Annotated in this window: 21 protein-coding genes, 2 pseudogenes and 2 riboswitches; of the genes and pseudogenes, 21 read left to right on the forward strand and 2 right to left on the reverse strand. The window is 67.1% G+C overall.

The genetic code is table 11. From position 1 onward, the window contains the following. The first annotated feature begins 2 nt into the window (after positions 1-2). The 13 genes and pseudogenes from istB to ACX9MN_RS12450 form a co-directional block, all read left to right on the forward strand. Positions 3-734, forward strand: a complete 732-nt coding sequence (gene istB / locus ACX9MN_RS12390) for an IS21-like element ISMex39 family helper ATPase IstB (RefSeq protein WP_043766072.1) — start codon at positions 3-5, stop codon at positions 732-734. 179 nt (positions 735-913) lie between these two features. Further along, positions 914-2,677, forward strand: coding sequence for a TonB-dependent siderophore receptor (locus tag ACX9MN_RS12395; RefSeq protein WP_489724580.1), 1,764 nt, complete (start codon positions 914-916; stop codon positions 2,675-2,677). Further along, the gene (locus tag ACX9MN_RS12400) at positions 2,677-3,855 is read left to right on the forward strand and encodes an acetyltransferase domain-containing protein (RefSeq protein WP_489724581.1); all 1,179 of its coding nucleotides are present in this window, start codon (positions 2,677-2,679) and stop codon (positions 3,853-3,855) included. Before ACX9MN_RS12395 ends, ACX9MN_RS12400 begins: the two co-directional genes overlap by 1 nt. Before the next feature lie 139 nt (positions 3,856-3,994). Beyond that, a riboswitch (cobalamin riboswitch) is annotated at positions 3,995-4,190 on the forward strand. A gap of 108 nt (positions 4,191-4,298) precedes the next feature. After that, positions 4,299-6,461, forward strand: coding sequence for a TonB-dependent receptor (locus ACX9MN_RS12405; RefSeq protein WP_489724582.1), 2,163 nt, complete (start codon positions 4,299-4,301; stop codon positions 6,459-6,461). Positions 6,462-6,860: 399 nt separating this feature from the next. Beyond that, entirely contained in the window at positions 6,861-7,916 is a 1,056-nt protein-coding gene (locus ACX9MN_RS12410) for a HoxN/HupN/NixA family nickel/cobalt transporter (protein WP_489724583.1), read from the forward strand. Positions 7,917-8,013: 97 nt separating this feature from the next. Further along, positions 8,014-8,222, forward strand: a riboswitch (cobalamin riboswitch). A 119-nt stretch (positions 8,223-8,341) separates the two neighbouring features. Continuing rightward, a complete protein-coding gene (locus ACX9MN_RS12415) occupies positions 8,342-10,312 on the forward strand; it encodes a TonB-dependent receptor plug domain-containing protein (protein WP_489724584.1) in 1,971 nt (656 codons plus the stop codon). Between the two features lie 8 nt (positions 10,313-10,320). Beyond that, entirely contained in the window at positions 10,321-11,154 is an 834-nt protein-coding gene (locus ACX9MN_RS12420) for an ABC transporter substrate-binding protein (RefSeq protein WP_489724585.1), read from the forward strand. After that, entirely contained in the window at positions 11,151-12,197 is a 1,047-nt protein-coding gene (locus ACX9MN_RS12425) for a FecCD family ABC transporter permease (protein ID WP_489724586.1), read from the forward strand. Before ACX9MN_RS12420 ends, ACX9MN_RS12425 begins: the two co-directional genes overlap by 4 nt. After that, a complete protein-coding gene (locus ACX9MN_RS12430) occupies positions 12,194-13,009 on the forward strand; it encodes an ABC transporter ATP-binding protein (RefSeq protein ID WP_489724587.1) in 816 nt (271 codons plus the stop codon). Before ACX9MN_RS12425 ends, ACX9MN_RS12430 begins: the two co-directional genes overlap by 4 nt. Beyond that, positions 12,987-13,952, forward strand: a complete 966-nt coding sequence (locus tag ACX9MN_RS12435; protein ID WP_489724588.1) for a DUF6925 family protein — start codon at positions 12,987-12,989, stop codon at positions 13,950-13,952. Before ACX9MN_RS12430 ends, ACX9MN_RS12435 begins: the two co-directional genes overlap by 23 nt. Positions 13,953-13,963: 11 nt before the next feature. Continuing rightward, positions 13,964-14,134: an AAA family ATPase gene (locus ACX9MN_RS12440; protein WP_489724589.1), complete on the forward strand. Its 171-nt coding sequence runs from the start codon at positions 13,964-13,966 to the stop codon at positions 14,132-14,134. A gap of 18 nt (positions 14,135-14,152) precedes the next feature. Further along, positions 14,153-14,512: a hypothetical protein gene (locus ACX9MN_RS12445; RefSeq protein ID WP_489724590.1), complete on the forward strand. Its 360-nt coding sequence runs from the start codon at positions 14,153-14,155 to the stop codon at positions 14,510-14,512. 232 nt (positions 14,513-14,744) lie between these two features. Then, positions 14,745-15,689, forward strand: a pseudogene (locus tag ACX9MN_RS12450) (IS1182 family transposase); the annotation flags it as partial. A gap of 65 nt (positions 15,690-15,754) precedes the next feature. On the opposite strand, the gene ACX9MN_RS12455 reads toward ACX9MN_RS12450, so the two are convergent. Further along, positions 15,755-16,960, reverse strand: coding sequence for an IS256 family transposase (locus tag ACX9MN_RS12455; protein WP_489724183.1), 1,206 nt, complete (start codon positions 16,958-16,960; stop codon positions 15,755-15,757). Positions 16,961-17,094: 134 nt separating this feature from the next. Here ACX9MN_RS12455 and ACX9MN_RS12460 point away from each other — a divergent pair. Beyond that, positions 17,095-17,571, forward strand: a pseudogene (locus ACX9MN_RS12460) (transposase); the annotation flags it as partial. A 150-nt stretch (positions 17,572-17,721) separates the two neighbouring features. On the opposite strand, the gene ACX9MN_RS12465 reads toward ACX9MN_RS12460, so the two are convergent. Beyond that, positions 17,722-19,005 carry a hydantoinase/carbamoylase family amidase gene (locus ACX9MN_RS12465; RefSeq protein WP_489725225.1) on the reverse strand — a complete coding sequence of 428 codons (1,284 nt, stop codon included), beginning with the start codon at positions 19,003-19,005 and terminating at the stop codon, positions 17,722-17,724. A 605-nt stretch (positions 19,006-19,610) separates the two neighbouring features. Here ACX9MN_RS12465 and ACX9MN_RS12470 point away from each other — a divergent pair. From ACX9MN_RS12470 to zorA, 7 genes are all read left to right on the forward strand, one after another. Beyond that, positions 19,611-20,705 (forward strand): adenylate/guanylate cyclase domain-containing protein, encoded by a 1,095-nt coding sequence (locus tag ACX9MN_RS12470; protein WP_489724591.1) that lies wholly within the window; start codon positions 19,611-19,613, stop codon positions 20,703-20,705. 13 nt (positions 20,706-20,718) lie between these two features. Continuing rightward, on the forward strand, positions 20,719-22,320 hold the full coding sequence (locus tag ACX9MN_RS12475) for an adenylate/guanylate cyclase domain-containing protein (protein ID WP_447686011.1): 1,602 nt from the start codon (positions 20,719-20,721) through the stop codon (positions 22,318-22,320). Continuing rightward, complete coding sequence (locus ACX9MN_RS12480) at positions 22,307-23,047, forward strand: E2 domain-containing protein (RefSeq protein ID WP_489724592.1); 741 nt, start codon at positions 22,307-22,309, stop codon at positions 23,045-23,047. The genes ACX9MN_RS12475 and ACX9MN_RS12480 overlap by 14 nt, the downstream gene beginning before the upstream one ends. A 152-nt stretch (positions 23,048-23,199) precedes the next feature. Further along, on the forward strand, positions 23,200-23,514 hold the full coding sequence (locus ACX9MN_RS12485; RefSeq protein WP_447686014.1) for a helix-turn-helix domain-containing protein: 315 nt from the start codon (positions 23,200-23,202) through the stop codon (positions 23,512-23,514). Between the two features lie 21 nt (positions 23,515-23,535). Next, the gene (locus tag ACX9MN_RS12490; RefSeq protein WP_447686009.1) at positions 23,536-24,240 is read left to right on the forward strand and encodes an ImmA/IrrE family metallo-endopeptidase; all 705 of its coding nucleotides are present in this window, start codon (positions 23,536-23,538) and stop codon (positions 24,238-24,240) included. 141 nt (positions 24,241-24,381) lie between these two features. Beyond that, the gene (locus ACX9MN_RS12495) at positions 24,382-24,582 is read left to right on the forward strand and encodes a ribbon-helix-helix protein, CopG family (protein WP_489724593.1); all 201 of its coding nucleotides are present in this window, start codon (positions 24,382-24,384) and stop codon (positions 24,580-24,582) included. A 27-nt stretch (positions 24,583-24,609) separates the two neighbouring features. Further along, a complete protein-coding gene (gene zorA / locus ACX9MN_RS12500) occupies positions 24,610-26,715 on the forward strand; it encodes an anti-phage ZorAB system protein ZorA (protein WP_489724594.1) in 2,106 nt (701 codons plus the stop codon). The last annotated feature ends 6 nt before the right edge of the window (positions 26,716-26,721 follow it).

Consider the following 26,721-nt stretch of genomic DNA (forward strand, 5'->3'; position numbering starts at 1 on the left):
TGATGGAACGCCAGCAGATCCTCGCCACCATGGGCGATCTGAAGCTCTTCGGCATGAAGGCCGCCTACGACGAGATCATCAAGGTCGCAGTGAAGCGCACCCACGAGCCGCAGCAGATCGTCGGCGACCTGCTCCAGGCAGAGATCTCCGAGAAGCAGGCACGCTCGATCCGCTACCAGATGACCATCGCCAAACTGCCCCTGGCCAAGGACATCGCCGAGTTCGCCTTCGACGGCACTCCGATCAACGAGGTGCTGGTGCGTGATCTCGCCGGCGGCGAGTTCCTGGCGCATCAGCGCAACGTCGTGCTCGTCGGCGGCACCGGGACCGGCAAGACCCACCTCGCCATCGCCCTTGCACGAGCCTGCATCCGGGATGGCATGCGGGGCCGGTTCTACAACGTCGTCGATCTCGTCAATCGGCTCGAAGCCGAGGCACGCGCCGGCCGGCACGGCCGCATCGCCGACCATCTGGCGCGGCTCGACTTCGTGGTGCTCGACGAACTCGGCTACCTGCCGTTCGCGCAGTCGGGCGGCCAACTCCTGTTCCACCTGATCAGCAAGCTCTACGAGACGACCTCGATCGTGGTCACCACCAACCTCGCCTTCGGGGAATGGCCGAGCGTGTTCGCCGGCGATGCCAAGATGACCACCGCGCTCCTCGACCGGCTCACCCACCACTGCGAGATCGTCGAGACCGGCAACGAGAGCTGGCGCTTCAAGAACCGCGCCTGAGGCCAGCACACACGTCGCGCCTGCTGGACCCCTGATCAGCCCGGCTGCGCCACCCCGACCCGCCTTCGCCGGGCTGATCAGGGGCGTCCCGCCATACCCATCCAGGGGGTCAAAGTTCGACGCCGATCCAGGGTCAATGTTCAACGCTGTTTGACACCCAGAACCTCGCCCTCTATTCCGTGCGCGGCTTCGCCACCCAGGACATCTTCTTCAACGGCTTCAACATCGCCCGCGGCTACAATGGCGCCCCGGACACGCAGAATGTCCAGTCCATCGAGGTGCTCAAGGGACCTAGCGGGGCACTCTACGGACGCAGTGACCCGGGCGGCACCGTCAACATCCTGACCAAGCAGCCCGTGGCCTTGCCCTTCGTCGAGATGGGCACGCTGTTCGGGAGCTTCGGCACGGCGCGCACCACCGTCGACGCCGGCGGGCCGCTGAACGAGCAAGGCACCGTCCTCTACCGCTTCAACGGCGCGCTCGCCCGGCAGGACAGCTTCCGCGATTTCGTCGACGGCGATCGCGTCCTGGCCGCGCCCGTGGTGAGCTGGCTGATCAGCCCGGACACCAAGCTCACCGTCGAGGCGCAGTACCTGCGCAACCGCCAGACCTTCGACCGCGGGACGGTCGCGGTGAACAATCGCCTGGGCCTCGTCCCACGCTCCCGCTTCTTTGGCGAGCCGGGCGACGACTCTATTTCGGAGGCTGGGATCCTCCAGATCCGCCTCGATCACGCCGTCAATGCCGACTGGCAGCTCCGGATCGCCGGTCACTTCAACACCGGCAGCCTGACCGGCATGCAGACCGGCGCGACCGGCCTCCTCGACGACGGCCGCACCCTGCTGCGCGAGTTCCGTCGGCACGACTTCACCTGGGGGGTGGCCATCGGGCAGGCCGAACTCGTCGGACACTTCGACACCGGGCCGTTCGCCCATACCGTGCTGCTTGGGTTGGAGCACGAGCGCTACAACAGCACCGAGAACCTGCTGCGCTCGACGCCGCGGATCGACCCCTTCGCCATCGACCTGTTCAATCCGGTCTACGGCCAGCCCAAGCCGCCCTTCACCCGGCGCTACAGCGCGAGCGAGAATGTCGGGAACACCGCCGTTTACGTGCAGGACCAGATCGCGCTCAGCCCGGAATGGAAGCTGCTCCTCGGTAACCGAACCGACTTCTACAACCAGACCTTCCGCGATAAGGTCGGCAACGAACGCACTGAGCAGGACCGGACCGGCTTCTCACCGCGTGCGGGTCTCGTCTACCAGCCGCTCTCCTTCCTCTCGTTCTACGGCAACGTGGCGGCCTCGTTCCGGCCCAACACCGGCTTCGACATCGCGACCCGCCCCTTCGCCCCGGAGACCGGCTTCGGCTACGAGGCCGGGGTCAAGCTCGACCTCTTCACCGGTCTGAGCGTGACCGGCGCGGCCTTCCACATCGAGAAGGAGAACGTTCTCACCACGGACCCGCGGGACTTCTTCTTCCAGATCGCCGCCGGCGCGGTGCGCAGCCAGGGCTTCGACCTGAGCTTCGTTGGACAAGTAACGCCCGAGTTCCGGGTGATCGGGGGCTACGCCTTCATCGACGCCGCCGTGACCCGCGACGAGGTCCTGAGGGTCGGCTCGCCACTCCTCAACATCCCGCGCCACTCCGGTAGCCTGCTCGGCGTCTACGAGGTCCAGGTCGGCGACTGGAAGGGTTTTGGGTTCGGCGGAGGTGTCCGGGCCGTCGGCTCGCGTCTCGGGGACAGCGGCAACGAGCGGTTCCGACTCCCGGGCTACGTGCTGACCGACGCCCTGGCCTACTACCGCTACGAGAACCTGCGCTTCGGGCTCAACGTCGATAACATCTTCGACGAGACCTACTACGAGCGCTCCTACAACGCCTTCTGGGTCGGCGTCGGCGAACCCCGGCGGGTGACCGTCAGCATGACGGCGCGCTTCTGATGGGCGTGCATCCGGGCACGTTGGAGGCGTCGACGGAAAGATTGGCCAGGACCGGGCGCATCGTCTCCATCGATGCCCTGCGCGGGCTGGTGATGCTGCTGATGCTCGTCGACCACGTGCGGGAGTTCTTTTACCTGCATGCGCAGGTCCGCGACCCGATGGACCTCGCCGCGACGCCGCCCGACCTGTTCCTGACGCGGGCGGCCTCGCACCTCTGCGCGCCGGTCTTCATCCTGCTCACCGGCCTGTCGGCCCACCTCCACGGGCAGAGGCACGGCGCACGGGCGACCGCCGCCTTCCTGCTCAAGCGCGGTCTGCTCCTGATCCTGCTGGAGCTGACGCTCGTCAACTTCGCCTGGGCCGGCAGCGTCCAACCGCCGATCCTGTACCTGCAGGTGATCTGGGTGATCGGTCTCTGCATGGTGGCGCTGGCCGGCCTGCTCTGGCTGCCGCGGGCCGTCCTCATGGCCGGGGCCCTGGCGCTCATGCTCGGCCACAACCTGCTGGACGGGGTCACGATCCGGGCGGACGAGCCGGGCTACGTGCTCTGGTCGATCCTGCACCAGCGCGGGATGATCGCGCTGCCCTGGGGCGGTCTGGCGCGGACTTCGTACCCGCTCCTGCCGTGGATCGGCGTGATCGCGGCGGGCTACGCCCTCGGTCCGCTCTTCGCCGGCGGGGTCGACGCCGCGCGCCGGCGCGTGGGGCTCCTCGGGCTGGGCGCGGCCGCCCTGGTCGGCTTCCTCGTCCTGCGCGGGCTCAACGGCTACGGTGAGCCAATGCCGTGGCAGACAGGGGCCACACCGCTCGCCACCGCGCTGTCCTTCGTCAACCTGACCAAGTACCCGCCCTCGGCCGATTTCCTGCTGTTGACGCTCGGGCTCGGCCTCGGCCTGCTGGCGCTGTTCGAGTTGCTGCCGCAGCGATTTCTCGGCGCCCTTCGCGTCTTCGGCGGCGCGCCAATGTTCTTCTACCTGCTTCACCTCGCGCTGTTGCGCGTCCTCTACGACGGCGCGACGGCGCTGGGCCTTGCCGGGTCGTCGGGACGGGTCGAGGCCGGCTCGCCCCTCGCGCTCTGGCTCATCGCGGCCGCCGTGAGCGTTCCCCTCTGGCTGGCGTGCCGTGCCATGGTGCGCCTGAAGCGAACCGCGACTTGGCCAGCCTTGAGCTACCTGTAGATCCAGAAGCCTGCATGTTGGACGCCCAGACCGGCGTCTGACGGCCTGCCTGCGTCTCCACTCTGACACACCCCAGGGATGAAGACCGACGTTCAAACGTAAACTGGATCTTAAGCCTTGACGGTCGGCGGAGCCCGAATGCTAAGCTTTGCTCGACGGTTCCCCTCGGGGATCAAAAGGGAACGCGGTGTGGGGCAACCCGAAACCGCGGCTGCCCCCGCAACTGTAAGCGGCGAGCTCAGCACCACCGCGTCACTGGATGCGCGTCATCCGGGAAGACGGTGCGAGGGCAGTGACCCGCGAGCCAGGAGACCTGCCGTCAGCCGTGGTCACACGCGAAACGCGTCGGGCGGGGTGTCCTGACGGGTGTCGAAGCGCCGGGCCGATGCCCGGCGTGGAGATCTCATTCGCGGTGACGTGCCACTGCCGTCGCCCGAGGTCTCGTGTCCCGTCGCCCACCCACCCGAATACTTTCGACCCTGTCGGGTCTAGGCCTCGCTGCGCTCGCATGCACAGCGTCGGCTCAGGACCGATCCACCCCGAGCGCGGCGATTGGCGAGACGACGCTGGAGGAGATCTCCGTCACCGCCGAGACCGCCGCAGCCGCGTCCCCGCAGATCGGTCCGGCCGCGAGCGCGGGCTATGTGGGCGGCACGACCGGCATCGGCGGCATCAGCACGCCCGTGGCTTCCGCCAGTTCCGGCGTCATCACGGGCGCGCAGGTCAACAGCCTTCCGGTCACCCGCCCCGGCGAAGTGCTGGAATCGGTGCCGGGCCTGATCGTCACCCAGCACTCCGGCGAGGGCAAAGCCAACCAGTTCTTCCTGCGCGGGTTCAACCTGGATCACGGCACCGACATCGCCCTGTTCCTGGACGGCATGCCGCTCAACATGCGCACCCACGCCCATGGCCAGGGCTACGCCGACATCAACTTCCTGATCCCCGAACTCGTCGGCGCGGTGGAGTTCCACAAGGGGCCGTACTTCGTGCGCGACGGCGACTTCGCCTCGGCCGGCTCGGTGCGCATCGATTACCTCGACAGCACGCCGAAGAACGTCGCCCTGACCTCCATCGGCAGCTTCGGCTACAAGCGGGCGCTCTCGATAACCAACGTCCCGCTCGGCGAGGGCAACCTCCTCCTGGCCGGCGAGGCGCAGGTCTACAACGGCCCTTGGGTCGTCCCGGACGCCCTGCGCAAGATCAACGGCGTGGCCCGCTACAGCCAGGGAACGGCGCTGGACGGCTTCTCCGTCACCGGCATGGCTTACGCGGCGAAGTGGACGGCCACCAACCAGATCCCTGAGCGGGCCGTCACAGAGGGGCTGATCAGCCGCTACGGCACGATCAACCCAACCGACGGGGGCGACACGTCCCGCTTCTCGATCTCGGGCAAGTTCAGCGCGACGGACGACACCGGCATCACCCGGGCCTCGGCCTATGTGATCCGCTCGCAGCTCAACCTGTTCAACGACTTCACTTACTTCCTGAACGACCCGGTCAATGGCGACCAGTTCCACCAGCTCGACCAACGCATCATCGGCGGCGGCGAGGCCCTGCACATCTTCCAGGGTGACCTGTTCGGCCTGCCCATGGAGAACGAGATCGGCGTCCAGACCCGCACGGACTCGATCCGCGTCGGCCTGTTCAATACGACGAACCGCCAGTACCGCTCCGGCGTACTCGACGACCGCGTGCTGGAGACGAGCGGAGCTTTCTACTTCGACAACCGGGTCCGCTGGACTGATTGGCTACGCACCAGCGTCGGCTTCCGTGCCGACGGTTACTACGCCAGCGTCGTCTCGGACACGCCGGCCAATTCCGGCAAGGCGCGGGACGCCATCGTCAACCCGAAGCTCGGCCTCGTGCTCGGGCCGTGGTTCGACACCGAACTGTATGTGAACTACGGCGGCGGCTTCCACTCGAACGACGTGCGCGGCGTGACCGCTACCGTCGATCCGACGTCGTCCCTCTTCAACACGACCCGCTCACCCTTCCTCGTGCCGTCCACGGGCTACGAGATCGGTCTACGAAACCGGTCCATCGCCGGGCTGGAGACGGCGGTCGCGCTGTTCCGGCTCGACTTCGCCTCGGAGAACCTGTTCCAGGGCGACACCGGCACGACGGAGCCGAGCCGTCCGACCCGACGCTTCGGCGTCGAGTGGACAAACCGCTATGCGGTCACGCCGTGGCTCTCGCTGGAGGGCGATCTCACGATTACCAACGCCCGGTTCTCGGACTACGATCCGGTCGGCAACCGGGTGCCGGAAGCCCCCACGACCATCGCTTCGGCGGGCGTGATCTTCGGCGAGCCACTCGGCTGGTTCGGGTCGTTGCGGTTCCGCTATTTCGGCCCGCGCCCGCTGATCGAGGACAACTCGATCCGTTCGCGCCCGACGGCGCTCCTTAACGGCCGGGTCGGCTACAACTTCGAGAACGGCATCAGCGTCTCGTTGGACGTACTGAACCTGACGAACAGCAAGTCCGACCAGATCACCTACGCCTACGTATCCCGCCTGCCTGGCGAGCCGGCCGAGGGGCTAATCGACCGCGTCTTTCACCCTGTCGAGCCCACGGCCGTGCGCCTCACCATCGCCGGGCGGTTCTGATGCGTCGTCATCGACCCGACAACATCGCGAACGCCTCCGCGAAGCGCGTAACACCGGTTTCGGTCGGTGATGGCGCCCGACCCAAACGAAGCGGTGACGCCGGACGCAGAGCCTCGATGGCTCGCGCGCATCGCTACGTCGTCGGCATGATGCCCCTGCTGGAAGCCATCATGCGAGACCAGGGGCGCTCCGCCCAGGCCGTCGCGACTGAACTGACGCGACGCGCCGTGCAAAAGCCGCGCGGCGGGGTGATCTGGACATCGGCGGACGCGCAGAGGCTCCTGCGCCGCTCAAGCATTGGCCGGGAGATGCATCGACACGGTGGTCAGGCGGGCGACGGGATCCCGCCAAGCCGCCGCGGCGTGGCAAGGTCGGACGGATAGGGGATGGAAAAAAGGGATGGTCCAATCGAAGGGTACGGCGCCCGGCGTCGTCCGGCGCCGTATCGGTCTGCTCTACCTCGTCCTGATCGCGGCCAACATCGCGGTGTGGTCCTGGGCCTACGGCCTGTTCGCGGGGCAGCCGGCCCTGCTCTCGACCGCGCTGCTGGCCTACGTCTTCGGGCTGCGTCACGCGGTCGATCCCGACCACATCGCCGCCATCGACAATGTCACGCGCAAGCTGATGCAGGCGGGCCAGAGGCCGGTCTCGGTCGGCTTCTGGTTCGCGCTCGGACACTCCACCGTCGTGGTGGTGGCAGCGGCCGCGGTTGCGCTGGCCTCGACCACCCTGATCACGGCCTCGGAAGGCTACCGGGAACTCGGCGGCCTGATCGGCACCGGCGTCTCGGCCGCCTTCCTCATCATCATCGGCATCGTGAACCTCGTTGTCTTGGTGGGCGTCTGGCGCGCGTTTCGACAGGTTAGGCGCACCGGCCGCTACGTCGAGGCTGACCTCGACATGCTGCTCGCCAACCAAGGCGTTCTCGCCCGGATCCTCCGGCCGCTGTTCCGCCTCGTAACGCGCTCATGGCACATGTACCCGCTGGGTCTGCTGTTCGCGCTCGGCTTCGACACCGCCACGGAGGTGAGCCTCTTCGGACTGTCGGCCGCCCAGGCGAGCCAAGGCACCGACATCTGGACGATCCTGGTCTTCCCGGCGCTGTTTACAGCAGGGATGACGCTGGTCGACGCGACCGATGGCGTGCTGATGCTCGGCGCCTACAGCTGGGCCTATGTCCAGCCGATGCGGAAGCTGTTCTACAACCTCACCATCACCCTGGTGTCGGTGGCGGTCGCGCTGGTGGTCGGCACGCTGGAGGCGCTGAACCTCCTGGCGGGCAAACTCAACCTCCAGGGCTGGTTCTGGCAGCGGGTCGCCGCAATCAACGACCATTTCGGCGTGATGGGCTTCGGCATCGTGGGCCTATTCGCGGCGGCGTGGCTCCTGTCGTTCCTTATCTATCGCCTCGGTGGGTTCGACCGTGTCGAGGTTAGACCGGCAGATGCCCCCTGACCGCTCAAGCCTAACAACCAGGACAACGGTCGATCCGTCCCGGACGCCACAAATCTGAACAACTTGTTTCCACACGTTGACGGATAGACACACCGCAGCCTAGCTTGAGCGTGACGGTTCCCCTCGGGGATCAAAAGGGAACGCGGTGAGGCCACGCCCGTGAGGGCTCGGCCGATGCCGCGGCTGCCCCCGCAACTGTAAGCGGCGAGTCCTTCATCACGACGTCACTGGGCGGCCTCGCCCGGGAAGACGATGAGAGGGCGACGACCCGCGAGCCAGGAGACCTGCCGTCAGCCGTGGTCACACGCGGAGCTTGCCGGGCGGGGTGTCCTGGGAGGTGTCGCGGCGTCGTGGTTCCCTTGCGGACGCGACTGCCGAGGCCTCGTTCGCGGTGACGTGCCACAGCCGTCCCCCGAGGCCGTCCCGTGTCCTATCCCGTTCCCACCGCGCTTCGGCGTAGCCTGGCGCTGTCCTGCGCCGCATCCGCGCTGCTCGTCTCCATTCCCGCCCGCGCGCAGCAGGTCGCCGCGCCCTTCGCCGATGCTCAGGGAGGCACGCAGGCCGCGGTCTCGCTGTCCGAGATCTCCGTCTCTTCCACCGGCGTGCCTACGCCGATCGCCAACACGGGTTCTAGCGTCACCGTCCTCACCGACCGCCTGCTTCAGGAGCAGCAGCGCCGGACGGTGCCGGATGCCCTGCAGCAGGTGCCGGGCCTCAACGTCGTGCAGACCGGCGGCGCCGGCGGCCAGACCTCGGTCTTCGTCCGCGGCACCAACTCGAACCACGTGAAGGTCCAGATCGACGGCATCGACGTCAACGACCCCTCGACCCCGAACCGCTCCTTCGATTTCAGCCAGCTGCAGACCTACGACCTCTCGCGGATCGAAGTGCTGCGCGGGCCCCAGAGCGGCCTCTACGGGGCCGACGCCATCGGCGGCGTCATCTCCGTCGTGACCAAGCGCGGCGAGGGCCCGGCCCGGGCGACGGCGACGGTCGAGGGCGGCTCGTTCGGCACGTTCAACCAGTTCGGCAACATCTCCGGCTCGGAGGGGATCTTCGACTACTCGGTTTCGGTCGGCCACATCCGGCAATCCGCCGTCCAGGTCACGCCGTTCGAATTGCTGCCTCGCGGGGTGCCGTTGCGGACCGCCTTCACCGACATCAAGACGGTCTCGACCAAGCTCGGGGCGCAACTCACCGACGAGTTCCGTCTCAACTACGTCCTGCGCTTCTCCGATAGCGCGTATCTAGATCAGGCCGACGGCGGCTTCCCGTACGCGCCGCTGCCGTACCGTAACCTCAACGACCAGCAGCAACTGATTATGAGGGGCGAGGCCGAGTGGACGCCGGTGCCGGGCTTCCACAATGTCTTCGGCGCGAACTACTCCAAGTTCGACCGCCTGTTCGCCGGCCCGCTCGACCCGCTAGCGCCGCCGACGCCCACCACCTACCTCGGTGAACGAACCCGGTTCGATTACCGCGGCGACTGGCAATTCTCACCCGGCAACCTCGTGCTGTTCGGTGCCCAGCGCGAGGATGAGCGCTTCGAGACGACCGGCATCGACCGGTCCAACGGCAACACCGCCGGCTTCGCCGAGCTTCAGACGATGCCCTTCGCGGGCGCCGCGCTGGTCGCCAACATCCGGCGCGACGCGAACGACCAGTTCGGCGGCGCGACCACTTACCGGGTGGCGCCGAGCTACATCGTGCCCGTCACTGGGACCCGCCTGAAGGGCAGCGTCGGCACCGGTTTCAAGCCGCCGACCCTAAGCCAGCTCTATCAGGACTATCCGGGCTTCCGCTTCTTCGGGAACCCGAACCTGCGGCCCGAGGAGAGCTTCGGATTCGACGGCGGCTTCGAGCAGCCGCTGTTCGACGGCTTCATGACCGTGGGCGCAACCTACTATCAGACCGACTTCAAAAACCTGATCCAGACGGCCTACTACCCGACCTTCTCCACCAACGTGAACGTCGGCCGTGCAACTGCCTACGGCACCGAGAGCTTCGTCGCCCTGCGCTTCAACGAGTTCTGGAGCGGGCGGCTCGACTGGACCACCACGGTGACGAAGGACGAGATCGTCCACCAGGAGCTGCTGCGCCGGCCCCGCAACAAGGTCAGCGCGACCGCGATCTGGAACCTGATGCCGGGCTTGACCATGACCGGCACGCTCATCGTGCTGGGGTCGTTCGTGGACGGAAACAGGGACTTCTCCGTACCCCGCCTGAAGGCCCCCGGCTTCACGCTGGTGAACCTGTCGGTCAACTATGCCTGGAGCGAGACCCTGACGGTGTTCGGGCGGATCGATAACCTGTTCGACCAGCGCTACCAGAACCCGACCGGCTTCCAGGGGCCGGGGCTCGCCGTCTTCGGCGGCGTCCGCGTGACGTCGTTCTGAGGTCGCGGATGCCGAGGCGCCTCGTGCTCGCCATGATGGCACTCCTGTCCGCCGCGCCCCTGAGCGCGGCGGAAGGACCGGTACGCGTTGTCTCGATGAACCTGTGCGCCGACGAGCTCGTCCTGCGGCTCGCGGATCGCGACCAGGTTCTGGCCGTCACCTACCTCGCCCGAGATCCACGTGGGTCGACCGTGGCGACCGAGGCGGTTGGGCTGCCTGTGACGCGGGGCCTGACCGAGGAGGTCGTAGCCCTGAAGCCCGACCTCGTGATCGCCGGTGCCTTCACGACCCGCACGACGGTGGGCATGTTGAAGCGCGTCGGCGCCCCCGTGCTCGAACTCGGCGTGCCGGCCGACCTCGACGGCGTCCGGGCGCAGATCCGGCGGGTCGCGGAAGCCCTTGGTCACCCCGAACGGGGCGAGGCGATGGTGGCGGCGCTCGATGCGCGTCTAGCCGCCATCGTACCGGCCAGGCAGCCTCTGCGCGCCCTGGTGATGCGTCCGAACGCCTTCACGGTCGCACCTGGCGGGCTCGGGGACGCGCTGATCCGCGCCGCCGGCCTCGTTAACGTCTCGGCCGAGATCGGGCGTGACCGCTTCGGGCAGGTGCCCCTCGAAGCCGCGGCGCTGGCGAACCCTGACCTGATCGTGGTCGATGAAGGCGCGCCTGGTTCGCCCTCGCTCGCCGACACGCTGCTGCACCATCCCGTCTTCCAGGCGCTCGCGCGAGCGCACCGGACGGTCGACATCCCGAACCGCCTCTGGACCTGTCCGGGGCCACAGGTCGCGGAGGTCGTGGCGCGGCTCGCCGAGGCTGCGAACGAACGGGCGCCCGGACCATGAAGGCCCCCATCACCGCGATCAGCCCGCCGGTATCCCGGCGCCTCGGCACGCCGCGGGCCAGGCGCGCCGTCGTCGTTATCCTCGGCATTGCCGTCGTCGGGCTGACGCTCGCCTCCATCGCCATCGGCTACTCGCCCTTCGACGTGCCCGCCGCCTTCTCGGACCTCATCGCCGGCCGCACGACGCTGCCGGCCCTGGTCCTGTGGGAGCTTCGTGTTCCGCGCGCCCTGCTTGGAGCCCTGGTCGGCTTCAGTCTCGGCCTGACCGGCGCCGCGATGCAGGGCTACCTGCGCAACCCGCTCGCGGACCCGGGCATCCTCGGCATCTCCTCCGCGGCGGCGCTCGGCGCGGTCGTCGTCTTCTACGGCGGTTTCGCCGCCACCATGAGCCTTGCCCTGCCGCTCGGCGGCATCGCGGGCGCCGGCGTCGCCGCGCTCCTCCTGAACGCGCTCGCCGCCCGCGGCAGCAGCACCCTCGGGCTGATCCTCGCAGGAGTCGGGCTGTCGAGCCTGGCCGGGGCTTTGACCGCGCTGGCGCTGAATTTGTCGCCGAACCCCTACGCGGCCCTGGAGATCGTGTTCTGGCTCATGGGCTCGCTCAGCGACCGCAGCCTGGACCACGTGCTCCTATGCCTGCCGCTGATGGCTGTCGGCTGGGCCCTCATGCTGTCGACCGGCTCCGCGCTCGACGCCCTGACGCTCGGCGAGGACACCGCCGCGAGCCTCGGGGTCCGTCTGGTCTCCGTGCGCCTGCGTCTCGTCACCGGTGCGGCCCTGGCCGTCGGCAGCGGGGTCGCGGTTTCCGGTGCCATCGGCTTCGTCGGCCTCGTCGTGCCGCACCTCATGCGACCCCTCGTCGGTGCTCGTCCCGGTGCGTGCCTGCTGCCGAGCGGCCTCGCGGGGGCGGTCCTGGTCCTCGCAGCGGATATCGGGGTGCGCATGCTCGCCACCCGACCCGAACTCAAGCTCGGCGTGGTGACCGCGCTGGTCGGGGCGCCGTTCCTGATCGTGCTGCTCCTGCGCGGTCGCGGGAGGCGGGCATGAGCCTCGGCCTGCACGACGCCCAGGTGACGCTGGATGGACGGACCATCGTCTCGGACATCGATCTGATCCTGGAGCCCAGTCGTTTCATCGGGCTGGTCGGCCCGAACGGAGCCGGCAAGACCACGCTCCTCCGCGTCCTAGCGGGGCTGATCGCGCCGACGCAGGGCCGGGTCACCCTCGACGGCCGTCCGTTGTCCGGCTTGGCCCGCGAGGAACGGGCCCGCCGCATCGCCGCCCTGTTCCAGGGGGCCGGGGTCGGCTGGCCGATGACGGTTCGCGAGATCGTGGCGCTTGGCCGGCTGCCGCACCGCCGGGCCTTCGCATCCCCCACCGAAGTCGACGATGCCGCGGTCGCACGGGCGATGGCGCGCGCCGACATCCTCCACCTCGCCGACCGAGCCGAGCCGACCCTGTCCTCGGGCGAGCGCATGCGGGCGCTGCTCGCCCGGGCGCTCGCGGTCGAGGCGCCGTGGCTTCTCGTCGACGAGCCGGTCACGGCCCTCGACCCGGCGCACCAGCTCGACGCCATGGCGCTGCTCCGGGCCATCGCGCGGGACGGTACCGGTGTCGTCGCCGTGCTGCACGACCTGACGCTCGCGGCCCGGTTCTGCGACCGCATCGTCGTGCTGGCCGGTGGCCGCCTCGTCGCCGACGGTACCCCGGAGGAAGCCCTGACCGACGTTCTGCTTGCCAGGGCGTTCGGTGTCACGGTCGAGCGGGGCTGGGCTTGCGACGGAACACTATACATCCTGCCCTGGGCGCGGTCCGGGGCTCAGACGGAGGAAGGCGATGACGTCACCATCACGGGCTGACGCGGTCACGACCCTGCTGCGCGAGGCGTTGGCGGATCCCGGCACCGCCTGGAGCCTCGGCAGCTTCGGGGCCATCGCCGAGTTCATGCGCGATCCCGACGAGGCCACGTCGCCGTTGCCGGACGGGCGCATGGGCCTGTCGACGGAGCGGGGCGCAATCGCGCTCGCTCCCGGTTCCGACCTGCGCCCGGTGGCCTACGAGACCGCGGTCACGTCAGGCTGGAACCACGCCGTCGCCCTGTGCCTGCCTGAGGCGAGCTGCTCGATGAACCGGCGCGGCGTGGTGACGGAGCTCGGCCCGGACCGGGACGCCGCCTGCGAACGGGACCGGGACGCGATCCTGTTCGACCTCGGCCTCGGGCTCCTGGCGGTCGATGCCTGCGTCCGCACGAGCGATCCGGAGGCCATCGCCTGCCTCCGATCCGGCGTCGGGCTTCCCTTGTTCGACCCAGCGAGCCCCATCGGCCGCCAACTCGTCGCGCTTAGCCCCCACCGGGTCTTCCTCGCCCGGATCGGCCGCATCGAGGTCTACGCCCCGATCCCGGGACCTGGCGGCACCAGCCCGGAGGGCCCTCACACCCATGTCCTGCCCAAACTCCTGCGCGGGGGCCGCACTCATGCGGCGACCACCCCGATCCCGGCGGGCTGGGTCCCCTGTGCCGGCATCCATCCGGCTCACCCCTACAAGGACATGATGGGCCAGCGCATCGCCTTCGATGTCGCCCGGCACAACGCCTTCCAGGTTCTTCTCGACCATTGGGGAGACCCAGACCTGCTCGCGGCCAAGCGCGGCGCGGAGCTCGGCCCGGACAGCCTCGTGTCGAACCGTCACGCCCAGGCCGCCCGCCGCGTCGCCGACGTTCAGGCGCGCTACCTGCGCGGCGAGACCGTCGAGGCCGACCCCGAGATTGATGAGGACGAGGATGTCACCCACCATGCCTGATCTGATGCTTCATGGACGATGAGGAGAACCCGCGCCGGCAGAGGGTGGTAGGGCTGATCGGGTGCCCCGGCGCGGGCAAGACGACCTACGCGCGCCGGTACGATCCGCTGCAGGGCTGGGTGCACCTTACCCTAGACGACCTCCGCCAGGCATTCTGGCCGCCGGACCGTCAGGTCTACTAGCAGGTGCGACGGACGGGCTTGGAAGAGAGAGCCCGCTGGCTCCTCCACGGCGTGAAGGTCGCCGCCCTGGACGCCGCCCTGGCGGCTGGGTTCAGCGTGGTGATGGCTGACACCCACCTGACCCGGGAGGTGTTCGAGGCCGAGCTTGAAGTCATCGAGCGATACGGTCTCTCGGTCGATCGGAAGGTATTCGACCTTTCCTGGGAGACGCTCCTCGCCCGCAACGAGGCCCGTGGCGGGGTCGACCCGTCACATCGTCAACCGGAGATCGTCCTGCGGTTGGCCTACAATGCCTTCCATGCGCCCGACGCTTGGTGGCGTTTGCTCCCTCACGCTCAAGTCGAGTTCGTTGAGCCTCGAAACGTGCCAACCGTATGAGATGCAAATTGGGCACCACGCGGTCGCGAAGGTGACCCCTTTGACATCTGCCTTATGGATACCGTCTGGCCCGGCCAAGCGGTGATCAAAGGTGCATCGCCACCATTGTAGCAACGAAACATGTGTCTGCTTTCGGGATCCGGGCAGCCGCGCATGAGTGACTGAGTTGGGTCGAGGCTGTGTCAAAAGGCCGGTCTGAGATAGACTTTTGGCCTGATCTGCGGAGGCCAGCATGGGTCGGTTCGTCGAAGGGCAGGACCGTCGGCAGTCCTGGTTGCTGCCCAGTTCGCTGGACGACTATGTCACCGCGGACAATCCGGTTCGCGTGGTCGAGGTCTTCATCGACGAACTCGATCTGGGCGCCCTCGGCTTCACGCGCTTCGAGCCCGCAGCGACGGGGCGGCCTGCGTATGATCCGGCCACGCTTCTGAAGCTCTACCTCTACGGCTATCTCAACCGGGTGCCGTCGAGCCGGCGGCTCGAGCGGGAGGCCCAGCGCAACATCGAGGTGATGTGGCTGACCGGCCGCTTGGCTCCCGATCACAAGACGATCGCCAACTTCAGGCGCGACAACGGGCCTGCGATCCAGGCGGCCTGCCGGCAGTTCGTGGTGCTATGCCAGGATCTGCAGCTCTTCGCCGGGGCGACCGTCGCCGTGGACGGATCGAAGTTCAAGGCGGTCAACAACCGGGACCGCAACTACACCGTGGCCAAGGTCGCCAAGCGCCTGGAACAGGTGGATGCCAGCATCGCCCGCTACCTCGTGGCGCTTGACCGGGCGGATCGGGAGGGTAACGACGTGCCCGAGGCACGGACGCAGCGGATCGGCGAGAAGATCGCCGCCCTACGCCGCCAGATGGCCTTCCTGCGCGAGATGCAGGAGCAGGTAGAGGCCGCAGACGACGGACAGGTCTCGCTGACCGACCCGGACGCGCGCTCCATGGCGACGAGCGGGCGCGGCACCGGCATCGTCGGCTACAACGTCCAGATTGCGGTCGATCCCGAGCATCATCTCGTCGTCGCCCATGAGGTCGTCAACGAGGGCCATGACCGATCCCAGCTCCTGCCAATGGGCGGTCGGGCCAAGCAGGCCATCGGCGCGGAGGAGGTCACGATCCTGGCCGATCGCGGCTACTACAGCGGCGACGAGGTTCTGGCCTGCGAGGGCACGGGCGTCCTGCCGGCCATGGTCGCGTCCGTCAATGAGGTGGACTTTTGGGGTGGAATTGGAGCGGCCATCGGTCAGGCGGCCTGCGGTGGAAGGGTGATGGTGTCGTCGGTCAGTGCCGGCGTGAGGCCGACCATGCCCTCGACCTGCATGTAGCGATGCTGGAGCTGCCACTCGTCGTTTGCCTCCAACAGCACCGCGCCAATCAAGCGTTGGATCGAGTCCGTATTGGGGAAGATACCGACCACGTCGGCACGGCGCTTGATCTCCTTGTTGAGGCGCTCCAGCGGATTGGTCGAATGTAGCTTCGTTCGATGCTGGATCGGGAAGCTGAGGTAAGCCAGGACATCGTCGCTCGTGCCTTCGATGAAGCCCTTCAGCTTCGGCCAGCGATTGTGGAGTTGCTCGGCCAGATGCTGGAGCGCGGCGCGGGCCGCGTCCTGATCGGGCTGCTGGAAGGCGCTGCGCAGACCGGCCGCCACCATGGTCTGCTGCGCCCGCGGCACGTAGGCCAGGGCGTTCCGGGTCCAATGAACGCGGCACCTTTGCCATGTCGCCTTCAGCACGCGCCGGATGGCGGCCTTCAGGCCCTCGTGGGCGTCGGAGACGACGAGCTGCACGCCCGCGAGGCCGCGCTTGACTAGGCTGCGCAGGAAATCGGTCCAGAACACCTCCGCTTCCGACGGGCCGATATGCAGGCCAACGATCTCCCGCCGGCCCTCGGTGTCGACCGCCACGGCGACTATGGCGGCCACCGAGACGATCCGCCCGCCCTCGCGTACCTTCAGGTAGGTGGCGTCGAGCCAGAGATACGGCCACGCGCCCGACAGCGGGCGCGTCAGGAAGGCGTTCACGCGCTCGTCGATGTCCTTGCAGAGCTTGGACACCGACGACTTCGAGATGCCCGACAAACCCATGGCCTGAACGAGATCGTCCACACGCCTGGTCGAGACGCCGGCGATCCATGCTTCCTGGATTACCGCCACCAGCGCCTTCTCAACCGTCTTGCGTGGCTCCAGGAAGCCGGGGAAGTAGCTGCCGGTGCGCAGCTTCGGGATCTTCAGGTTGAGCGAGCCCAGCCGGGTGTCGAGGCTGCGCTCGCGATGGCCGTTGCGGTAGGTGCTGCGCTCGCCCGACCGCTCGTAGCGCCCGGCCCCGATCAGCCCGTCCACGTCGGCCTCCATCAGGATCTGCAGGACCGTCTCGGCGATCGAGCGCAGGAAGTTGCCGTCGTCGGCCTTCTGCAGCGCCTCGATCAGTGCCACTCTGTCGTCGGTCATCGGGGTTACCTCGGCTCGGGTTGAAGTCCGCAAACTCCACCTTAGCCGCCAGCCCCGATGGCCACCCCAATCCCCACCCGAACGGACCCGGAAATTACACCTCGTTCGCGGACGCTACCCCGGCCATGCCGCGGGCCGACACGTCGGGTCGAGCCAAGAAGGGGCTCTTCGTACGCGCCGACTTCGTCTACGACGCGGCGGCCGATCACTACGTCTGTCCCGCCGGCGCTGTGCTGACGAAGTCTAACGCGCGCTCCGATCGACACGGTGACATCGATCATTATCGCAACCTGGACGCCTGTTATGCCTGCGCGATGCGGGCGCGCTGCACGACCGAGACGTTCAAGCGCTTCAAGCGCTGGAAGCACGAGGCGGTGCTGGAAGCCATGCAGAGGCGGCTCGACGCCATGCCTGACGCCATGGCGGTACGACGCGCCACGGTCGAGCATGTCTTCGGAACGCTGAAAGCCTGGATGGGCAGCACGCCCTTCCTGACGAAGGGCCTGAAAGGCGTGAGAACCGAGATGAGCCTCGCGATCCTCGCCTACAACATGAAGCGGATGATCCGCCTGTTCGGCGCACCCTGGCTCATCCAGGCCATTCGAGCCTGAAGCGGTCGACCGCGCCGCCGTCATCATCCTGCCGACCAGCGCTGGCGACCACGATCAATGCGTTTTGACACGGCCTCGGTCGATAACAGACCGCCCGCTTTTTCGGCGCGCCCTCTTCCACGCAGGTCAACTGCTTTCAGGTACGGACAGTCAGGTCGAGTGGTCGTAACCGCGGGGCACTATAGGCTCCGGCGCGTGCGAGCCGTTGGCTAGGTCCCCGATAACGGAGGTCAGCACCTCCAGCCCGGCCTCGATGTCGGCAGGGTCCACGGTCCCAGCCGGCCACCAGCCCAGGCCGCCCTGGCACCGGATCAGCAACGATCCGATCGGTGTGATGTGGGCCATATTGGACGCATCGGTCGACATGGCCTGCGCCAGCCGCGTGACGGGGTGGCCGGAAGCCTCGACGGCGCGCTCGAAGAGCCGGACGATACCCGGCTCGCACCGGGTAGCGTCCGGATCGACGCTGTGATCGATTGCGATCTCCAACCGGCGGCGCGCGGCTATCCCGTTGAACGCCCCAACGAGTTCCATCGCGGCAGCGCGTCGCCCCGCATCGTCGGATGATTCGACCAGGACCCCGAACGTCACCGAACCCGTGACCACGCAAGTCGGCACGGGCTCGATGTCGAGGCGCATGACGGTGACCGCGACCTCCTCCCGCGCCGACCCGATGCACTCCGCTTCAAGAATGCAATCCGCCGTCCCGGCCAGAGCGTCACGCCGGTCTTTCGTCGTGATCGTAGCCGCTCGGACGGAGTGTCCCTGCAGCGTGACCCGCAGGATCTTTGAACCCGTCAGGGCCGGAACGACCCCGACCGGTGAACCCGACCGCTCCAGCAACGGGCCGGCTTCCGCCGCGACTTCAAGATAGGCGAGGACATCGCCCGCAATTCGCCTCGCGGCCACGGGCCCCTCATGGCTCAGGTCGTGCGCTTCCATAGCTTGCCGCAGCGTGACGCCGTAATCGTCATTGAAGTCCAGCATGTCCGCATCGAACCAGCCCGTGGCGGCCCTGCTGCCGCGCCTAGGTATGCCGAACCGGCCTGCCGCGTCTTTGACGAAGCCGATGACCTCGACCAGATGTCGCAACGGCGAGCCGCACCGGACGAGACGTTCGACGGCCGCGATACCCATAAGCACGCCCAGAGTTCCGTCATAGCGACTGGCGTCCGAAACGGTGTCGACGTAACCTCCGATGACGAGCACCGGGGCGCCGGGGACCGAACCTTCAAGTCGACCGATGAGGTTGCCGGCGGGATCGCGCCGGACCGACAGGCCGGCTTCCTCCATCCAGCCGAGGACGAGCGACTCGCCTTCCCCCTGCTGGGGACTGAAGACGCGGCGCGTCAGGTTCCACGGGAGGCGCTGACCTGGGCTAGGCGTTCGATGTGGTCCATAACCGTATCGGCCGTGCTCACGACGATGCGCCAGTTGTGACGATGACGGGTTCGGTTCGCATGTCGGCCCTCCGCATCATGACGTAACGAGGCCGGGGCCAACCGCGGCCGCCTCGCCGCAGGAAACGGCCGACCCAAACCCAGTGCGGAGGAATCTGACACGCCGAATTTCGCGACGGTCATGCGAAGCGATGTCAGAATGTAACGGTCGCGGCTCCTGGCCCCTGACCCTTTACGCCTTGCATCCGGCCAGCCTTTCGGCCCCGTACGCCGACCTGTCGTGGTGCTGCACCTTTGACCTGACGAATCTGATCCTAGACCGCGGGCCGGACCTCTGGATTCACGGTCCGTGCATGTTGCGGCCGATATCCGATCGGGCTGACGCGCGTGGTCTGCAACCTAAGGGGTCACGCCGACGAGCGGTCGAACTTCATCCCATCCCTGGCCGTCGAAGCATGGTGACGGACCGCACCTTGATACGCTGAGCGTACGGGAGCCGGGCGTGCTGGCGTAGGCCTGCGCCGGTTTTGAAAGGGGACGCCGCGAACAGGCGCTATTGACCTCAGCTCATCGCGCGATAAGCTGAATAGCGTAGTTTGAGGATTCGGCATGGCCCCCACCCCCGAAAAAGAGACCGGCGTGCATCAGTTTCTGCGCCGCTACCTTCCCGATCCGGAGCGGCTGGCAGCCGCGCTGGTGACCGAGTTCAACCTGGTCTCGTGCGGGGAGGACCAGGTCCTGTGCCGAGCCGGCGAGGAAGCCCATTGCGTGTGGATCATCGAGACGGGGGAGTTCTGCATCCGCTCGACGCACAGGCTCGCCGGCCGCGGACCCGGCGACATCATCGGCGAGGCGGCCTTCTTCAGGCCCCGCCCAGATGGCGGCCCGGCGCGGCGCGGAGCCGACGTCATCGCGTTGCGGCGGTCGTCCGCGTGGAGGATCGACCGGTCGGTTCTGGAGGCCCTGGATCCCGAGTGCAGGGCGATGTGGCTAGAGGCCGTCTGCGGCGCCCTCGTCGTCAAGCTCGACGAAGCCGTGGTGCATCGGGCTGCGCTGACCGGCGAGGTCGTGGACATCGAGAGCATGGTCTCGCGGTTCGTCTGCCCGGACGGGGTTCAGGCAGCTCTCGGCGCCATGCGGATGGCCGCGACCAAGATCAAGCCGGTCAACAAGGGCATGGTCGTCTGGTTCAGCGACATCTCGGGGTTCTCCGCCTATGCGGAGGGGCTCGACCCCGCGGCGGCCGCGGCGGCGCTCGAACTCCTGGTCGAGCCGCAGGTCCGCGCGATCAACGCCGCCGGCGGCCAGGTCGACAAGTTCCTCGGTGACGGCCTGATGGCGTTCTGGCCCTGCCCGGACGAGGACCGTTTGGCCAAGGCCGCGAATGCCGCCGCGAACGCCGCCCTGGCGGCGGTGCGGGATGTCGGCCAGGTCGCGGCGGACAACGGCCTACCGATGGGCCTGCGCATCGGCCTGCATCTCGGCGAGGCGATCGTCGGCGATTTCGGTGCGGCGGGACGGAGCGCCTACACCATCATCGGCGAGACGGTGAACACGGCGAGCCGGTTCGAGCAGTACAAGCCGAAGGAAGGACAGCCGAACGGATCCGTGCGCATCAGCGACCGGATTTTCGGCCGTCTCGATGCCGATTGCCGAGCGCGGTTCAGTACCGAGCCGTTCGCCATGCCGGCCAAGCATGACCGTGCCTACCCCGCCCACTTCTCCATCGACTGAGGAAGGACCGACCATGGCCTGGGACGTCTCGCGCAGCCGCACGCGCATCGCCAACCTGATGAACACCGTGCCGAAGGCGGCGGTGGTCGTCGAGAATTTCGATCAGGGCTACCTCACCCGGCGACGGGCCGACCTGATGGCTCGCGGAAAACTCCTAGGCCGGGACGAGGCACCGATCTTCAGCGTGCCGGATCGGAAGGCCATCCTCGTCGATGGCGTCCACGTCTACGTGAACCTCATCGACTATCACGACGCGATGCTTGAGGACGGACGCGAGACCGAGGCCGCCAGCCGGCGCCTCATGCAGTTTCTCCACCTGCACTACTCGGCGGCCGACCGCATCGTCGCTGACTACGAAGCGCAGCGTGTCGATTTCCACGGCCCTCGCCTGCACGCCGTCGTCGTGACGCCGCTCGGCGACGAGCGTCAGCGCATCCTCCGCGCCATCGCGATGGCGAACGCGCTGAAGGAAACCATTGAGGAGGCTGCTCCTCGCCTGGGCAAGTCCAAGCTGAGCACCCGCGTGCGCATCGGCATCGACACCGGGAAGGCGGTCGCCATCAGCAGCGGCAGGAAGCACGAGCCGGAACCCCTCTTCCTGGGTCGGCCGGCGAACTACGCGGCCAAGATCGCGGCGGGCGACATGCCGGGGATCTTCCTCAGCGACAACGCCCGCGCGGTGCTCGGGCAGAACCGCACCGGCTCGCTGCTTCAGGAGCGCGCCATGGCCCTGTCCGAGAGGGACCGCATCCAGTTCCTCAACGAGAAGCTGGGGCGCCCATACTGGATGCAGGACACCCAGCCCATCCGCGCTCAGGTCGACGCCGCCATCCGGGCGTTGCAGACGGACCGAGTGCTCATGGAGAACCTCTCCGAGGCGGTGTTTCACTTCCACCACCACGAGCCCCCGCTCCGCACCATCGATTTCGGCCTCTTGGTGCCGAGCAACTCGGTGCGCATGCCCATGATGTCGGTCTTCGCCGACCTGGACGGCTTCACCGCATACGTGGACCGCTGCATCGCCTCGCATCAGATCGCGCCGATGGTGGCGAACCTTCACGTCATCCGAGGCGAGCTCGCCGCGGTCGTGAAGGATGACTTCAACGGCAGGAAGGTTCGCTTCATCGGCGACTGCGTGCACGGCATCGTCGCCGAGGGCTCGCGTTACGAGACCGACAAGGCCGCCTCGGTCGAGACGGCTGTCAGGATGGCGGGCGGCATCCGCTCGTCGTTCAACCTGTGTCAGGCGATGCTCCCGGGCATCGCCGACCTGGGCATCGCCATCGGGCTGGAACTGGGACCGACGCCAGTGACGCGGCTCGGGATTCGAGGGGACCGGAGCGTCCGGTGCGCCTCCAGCCGCGCGGTTTCGGGCTCGGAGGCCCTGCAGCAGGAGTGCTCGGGCATCGAGACGAGCCTCGGTCCGGCCGCCAAGGAAGTCGCCCATTCCCGCGTGAAGCAGATCTTCCGCACTGGCAAGGCCTCCAACCTCGACTACGAGGCCGTCGATGCACTGCTTGGGACGCCGGCGGCACCGGCCGTGTCGAGGTTGGCGGCTGCGACCCCGGCCATCCGGCGCCCGGAGCCGGAGCACCGCTTCCATGGCAACGGCTGACAGCCCCTTTCGGCTGGCAGTCGCGGAAGCGCCAGCCTGGTTCCTGGTTTACGCCACGTCCATCCACCGGATGACCGGCTTGGCGACCGTCACCCTTAACGCCGCCACGGCGGCGTTGAGGGTCGAGCTTGAGGTGATGCAGGTGGGTGGGGCTGTCCGGGTGCGTGAGCGCGCTCCGGGCACGATCTTTCCCGTTCGCTGCTTCGAGCGGCATATCGAGGGTGGTGGCTGGTTCTGCCTCGGTTTGCCCCAGCACACGACCGTGACGGATCCGCAGTCGGCCGCGGGATGGTGGAACCGGCTGGAAGATTTCCTGCGCATGCAGCGAACGGCAGCCCGGACCGGACTTTGGCCCGAGCAACACGCCCTGTCGCATGGCGAGGCCGGCTTGCATCATCAGCTGGCTCTGGATCACGCCGAGAAGGCCGGCCTCGTCGACGCGTACGAAGCCTTCATGCAGGGTGACGCTTCGGTTCTGGCCTCCCTTGATCCGCTTTTGAGAAAGACGGGCGACCGTCTCCGAAACGGCCGTTGTCCGTGCCCGTGCGGCCGCAGGCGCCGGGATGGGCACGCAATCTTGAGGCGAAACTGCCCGCATCGCGATGACGTCGTTGGCGTGTTGCGACAGGAGAAGCTCCGCAAGAAGGAGCTGTCCCAATTCGTGGCTGACGCGAAGCGCCGTGGCATGACCTGTTGCGGCACCATGCAGGTCTGCCCGCTTCAGTGACCGACGGACCCAGACGCGCCCGGCATGGCCCTGCCGGACGCATGCGCCGTTGAGAGAACGCCCACATTCACCATACCTTTGCGGATGGGTACCCGACCGAATCAGTCGGTGGTACGCTGATCCGCGAATTGGCTGACAATGGCAGATCGACAATGTCTTCGACTTTTGGCTCCTATATCGCTGCCCGCAGAAAGCAGCTTGGCATAAGCCAAAAGGAATTGGCCAGCATGATCCAGAAGGAGGATGATGATCGGCCGATCACGCCACAGTATTTAAATGATATTGAAAGAGATAGAAGGCAGCCGACATCTGACCATATTATTAGCCAATTTTCAGAAGCCTTGAAGGTCGAGGCAGACTATCTTTTTTACCTATCGGGCATATTGCCATCTGACGTCAGGAAGGCAAACATTCCACGAGAGGATGTCGTGCAAATGTTTAGTGCATTCCGTCGGACATCCAAGTAAACTCTCAGGATGGTCTCTTGGGTGGCAGACAGGACGGGGCGGTTCGGCACGCGTCCGTATTATCTGGAGAAAGACCTCGACCAAGCTTGCGAGGTCATCGTTCGTCGTTTTCTGGAAGACAGGGTGGGCCGCATCCGCTTCCCGCTGACCACAGACGAACTCTTCGTGCTGGTCGAACAAAATGTTTCTGATCTCGATGTATATGCCGACCTGACCGATGACGGGTTTGACGTCGAAGGCGTCACCAATTTCGCCGTCGGAAAGCAACCTGAAATCAAGGTATCCGGAACGCTCTCCGAAAGCGCCTCACGGGAAAATCGCTACCGAACGACGCTCGCCCACGAACTGGGTCATGCCGTCTTTCACGACGAAGTTTTTCAAATGCGGTTCGCGTCAGGTGACCTGTTCACCGACCGGGCAGGCGCTCGCGTCGTCTGCAAACGCGATACGATGGTGGACGCCCCCCAGTCTGATTGGATGGAGTGGCAGGCATCCTATGCCAGCGGCGCTTTCCTGATGCCCCGTGAGACGCTCAACGGAATACTCCGGCCTCTCGTGATCGCGAGCGGAAAACTCGCTCCCTTCCTGGTAGGATCAGAGCCTGCCAATATTCTGATTGCCGCCGTCATCGACGCCTTCGCCGTATCGCGAGACGCTGCACGGGTGCGCCTCACCAAGTTGAAATACCTCTCGGATCGGCCAGCCCCGGCGACGCTTTTCGACTGATACGCCGCGGCACACCACTCGACCGTTCGCTTTCTGGTTGCAAAAGCCGTGAATTCGAATTGCAAAGCTTCGAATCGCGTGGGATTCTGAGCGCTCGCTATCCGGCTATCTGGCTGTCCGGACTTTGGGTCGATGCGGACGATGGGCAACACAGAGGCATCACGCGTCCGCGCCGACGGCCGGAGGCAGCTTCTCGTCTACCTGCCTCCGGAGCTCATCAAGGACCTGAAGAAGCTCGCGGTGGACGACGAAACGACTGCCTCCGCCATCGTGGAGGAGGCGGTGCGCCAATGGGTCGAGAAGAGAACGTCGGTGAACCGTGACGAACACGCGGCCGACTGAGGCGGGGCATGTGTGGCGATGAGGCCGGTGGTTTGGACACCTCTTGTTCGGTTCCCCCTGTTCTGGAGCCTGTTCGTCATCGGATACGCCGGGTCCTATTTTCTTCCTGTACTGTCGAGCCGGTCGAACCTCGCGCTCGTCGGTGCGGTCGGGGGCGAGATCGGGCGCGGTGACTTCGCCAACGTCGGGCACCCTGAGTTCGCCTTCGCCCTGGCCTGCGCCATCGTCTCGACGGCCGTCGGGCTGGCCTTCGCCACGCTGATCGCCCACGTCTTGGCGATCCGGATATCGCTCCGGCTGGCCCGGAAGCAGTTCGGGGCCGACGCCCCGGACGAGAAGGCATTCCTGGCCAACTTCGACCGCATCAACCAGAGACTGTCTCGCCATGGCCTCGTGGGGCATGCCTGGCAGGAGTTCGCCAAGACGTGCATGCGCGATCAGGTCGTGATCCGCACGATGAGGCCGGCCTCGTTCTTCGGTCCGTCCGTCGTCCGCGAGCGCCTGATGGGCATGAAGCTCATGCCCACCGTCCCCGGCTACTTCGTCGGGCTCGGGCTGCTCCTCACCTTCGTCGGCCTCGTCATCGCGTTGTCGAAGGCGGCGGCGGGCGTGGCCGGCTCGCCGGAGGGGATGACGCAGTCGCTGCGCGAGCTCCTCGACGCGGCGACTTTCAAGTTCTCGACCTCCATCGCAGGGCTCTTCTCGTCGCTGTTCCTCGCGCTCGTCTTCAAGGTCTACTCGATCATCATCGAGACGGGCTTCGACCGGTTCTGCCATCGCATCGAGGACCGCACCCACTTCCTGGCCCCCCAGTACGTGCTGACGCAGCTGGCCGCCTCGAACCGCGAGCAGGTCGAGCAACTCAAGAACATCAACGACGCCCAGTTCTTCGACCGCCTCGGCCAGGTCATCGGACCGGCGCTGGAGGCCGCTGTGGGCCGGGCGGTGACGCCGCTGGCCGACCAGCTGCAGGCGACCGTCGGAAAGCTGGAAGACAACAGCCGGACCGGCACCGAGGGCCTCATGAACAAGTTCATGGACGCCCTCCATGGCGGGGCCGGAAACGAGCTCAAGGACCTTTCTGCCACGCTCGCCCAAACCAAGGACGCGCTCGGTGCGGTCAAGTCCGACCTGGCCGGTTCAGGGCAGGATTTCGCGCGGCGGATGTCCGAAGCCACCGAGCGCTTGGCCGGCCTCATCTCGGATGCCGGCAACCAGTTCCAGGCGAACAATCAGGCGAGCCGGGAGACCATCGAGAGCCTTCTCAGGTCGCTCGCGGCCTCGGCCGACGCGACCCGGGAACGCCTGGACCGCGACATGGCCGAAGCGGGACGGATGGCGACCACGGCCGTGCGCGACAGCATGACGGGCATGCTGGACCAAGTCGAGCGGCAGATGGGCTCCTTCCGGGAGACCGTCGCGGCCATTCAGGACCAGATCGGCCGCGAGGCCGAGGCCGCCGCCGCGCGGTCCCGCGAGGCCACGGCGCAGACCGTGGCAGCCGCGGGCAAGGCCGCCGCCGAGACTGCCCAGGCGATCAAGTCCGGCTTCACGGAAACCGTCGAGAAGTTCGGTGCGGACGTCGACAGGATGTCGGCCGCCCTACGCTCGTCCGAGCAGGCCTTCGCCTCCCAGACGGCCGCCGCGAGGGAGACGGTGGACCGGACGAACGAGGCATCGGTCGCGTTCGGGAGGGTCGCGAGCGACGTCACGGCCGCCTCGACGCCCCTGCTGCAGGCTTCGGAAAGGATCGCCGTTTCGACCAAGGCGATGGAGGAGGCGACCCGCGGTGCGGTCGAAGGGCTCAGGCTCGGTCAGGACGCTGCCAAGTCGCTCGCCGACCGCCTGGAGCAAGGCCACCAAGCGGTCGAGACGGCTTGGCGGTCCTACGAGGAACGGTTCGGCACGGTCGATCAGGCCCTTTCGGACGCGGTCCGAGCCCTCGCCTCCGAGACGGCCAAGCAGCAGGAGAGCATCGCGTCGTTCGCGGTCAAGATCGACGAAGGATGCAGCCTTGCCGTCCAGCGGCTGCAAGCCATCGCCGGCTCATTGGCGGAGAACACCGACGACCTCTCCGAAACGTTCGATACCTTCCTCGCGAAGGTGCAGAAGATGGCCGCTGAGGACGCGTAAGGCCAA

Source organism: Methylobacterium sp. 1A (assembly GCF_058072805.1).

Coding starts and splice junctions, on each gene's coding strand:
- istB (WP_043766072.1), top strand. CDS start 3: ATGGAACGCCAGCAGATCCTCGCCACCATGGGCGATCTGAAGCTCTTC.
- ACX9MN_RS12400 (WP_489724581.1), top strand. CDS start 2,677: ATGGGCGTGCATCCGGGCACGTTGGAGGCGTCGACGGAAAGATTGGCC.
- ACX9MN_RS12410 (WP_489724583.1), top strand. CDS start 6,861: ATGGTCCAATCGAAGGGTACGGCGCCCGGCGTCGTCCGGCGCCGTATC.
- ACX9MN_RS12420 (WP_489724585.1), top strand. CDS start 10,321: ATGCCGAGGCGCCTCGTGCTCGCCATGATGGCACTCCTGTCCGCCGCG.
- ACX9MN_RS12425 (WP_489724586.1), top strand. CDS start 11,151: ATGAAGGCCCCCATCACCGCGATCAGCCCGCCGGTATCCCGGCGCCTC.
- ACX9MN_RS12430 (WP_489724587.1), top strand. CDS start 12,194: ATGAGCCTCGGCCTGCACGACGCCCAGGTGACGCTGGATGGACGGACC.
- ACX9MN_RS12435 (WP_489724588.1), top strand. CDS start 12,987: ATGACGTCACCATCACGGGCTGACGCGGTCACGACCCTGCTGCGCGAG.
- ACX9MN_RS12440 (WP_489724589.1), top strand. CDS start 13,964: ATGGACGATGAGGAGAACCCGCGCCGGCAGAGGGTGGTAGGGCTGATC.
- ACX9MN_RS12455 (WP_489724183.1), bottom strand. CDS start 16,960: ATGACCGACGACAGAGTGGCACTGATCGAGGCGCTGCAGAAGGCCGAC.
- ACX9MN_RS12475 (WP_447686011.1), top strand. CDS start 20,719: ATGGCCTGGGACGTCTCGCGCAGCCGCACGCGCATCGCCAACCTGATG.
- ACX9MN_RS12480 (WP_489724592.1), top strand. CDS start 22,307: ATGGCAACGGCTGACAGCCCCTTTCGGCTGGCAGTCGCGGAAGCGCCA.
- ACX9MN_RS12485 (WP_447686014.1), top strand. CDS start 23,200: ATGTCTTCGACTTTTGGCTCCTATATCGCTGCCCGCAGAAAGCAGCTT.
- ACX9MN_RS12495 (WP_489724593.1), top strand. CDS start 24,382: ATGGGCAACACAGAGGCATCACGCGTCCGCGCCGACGGCCGGAGGCAG.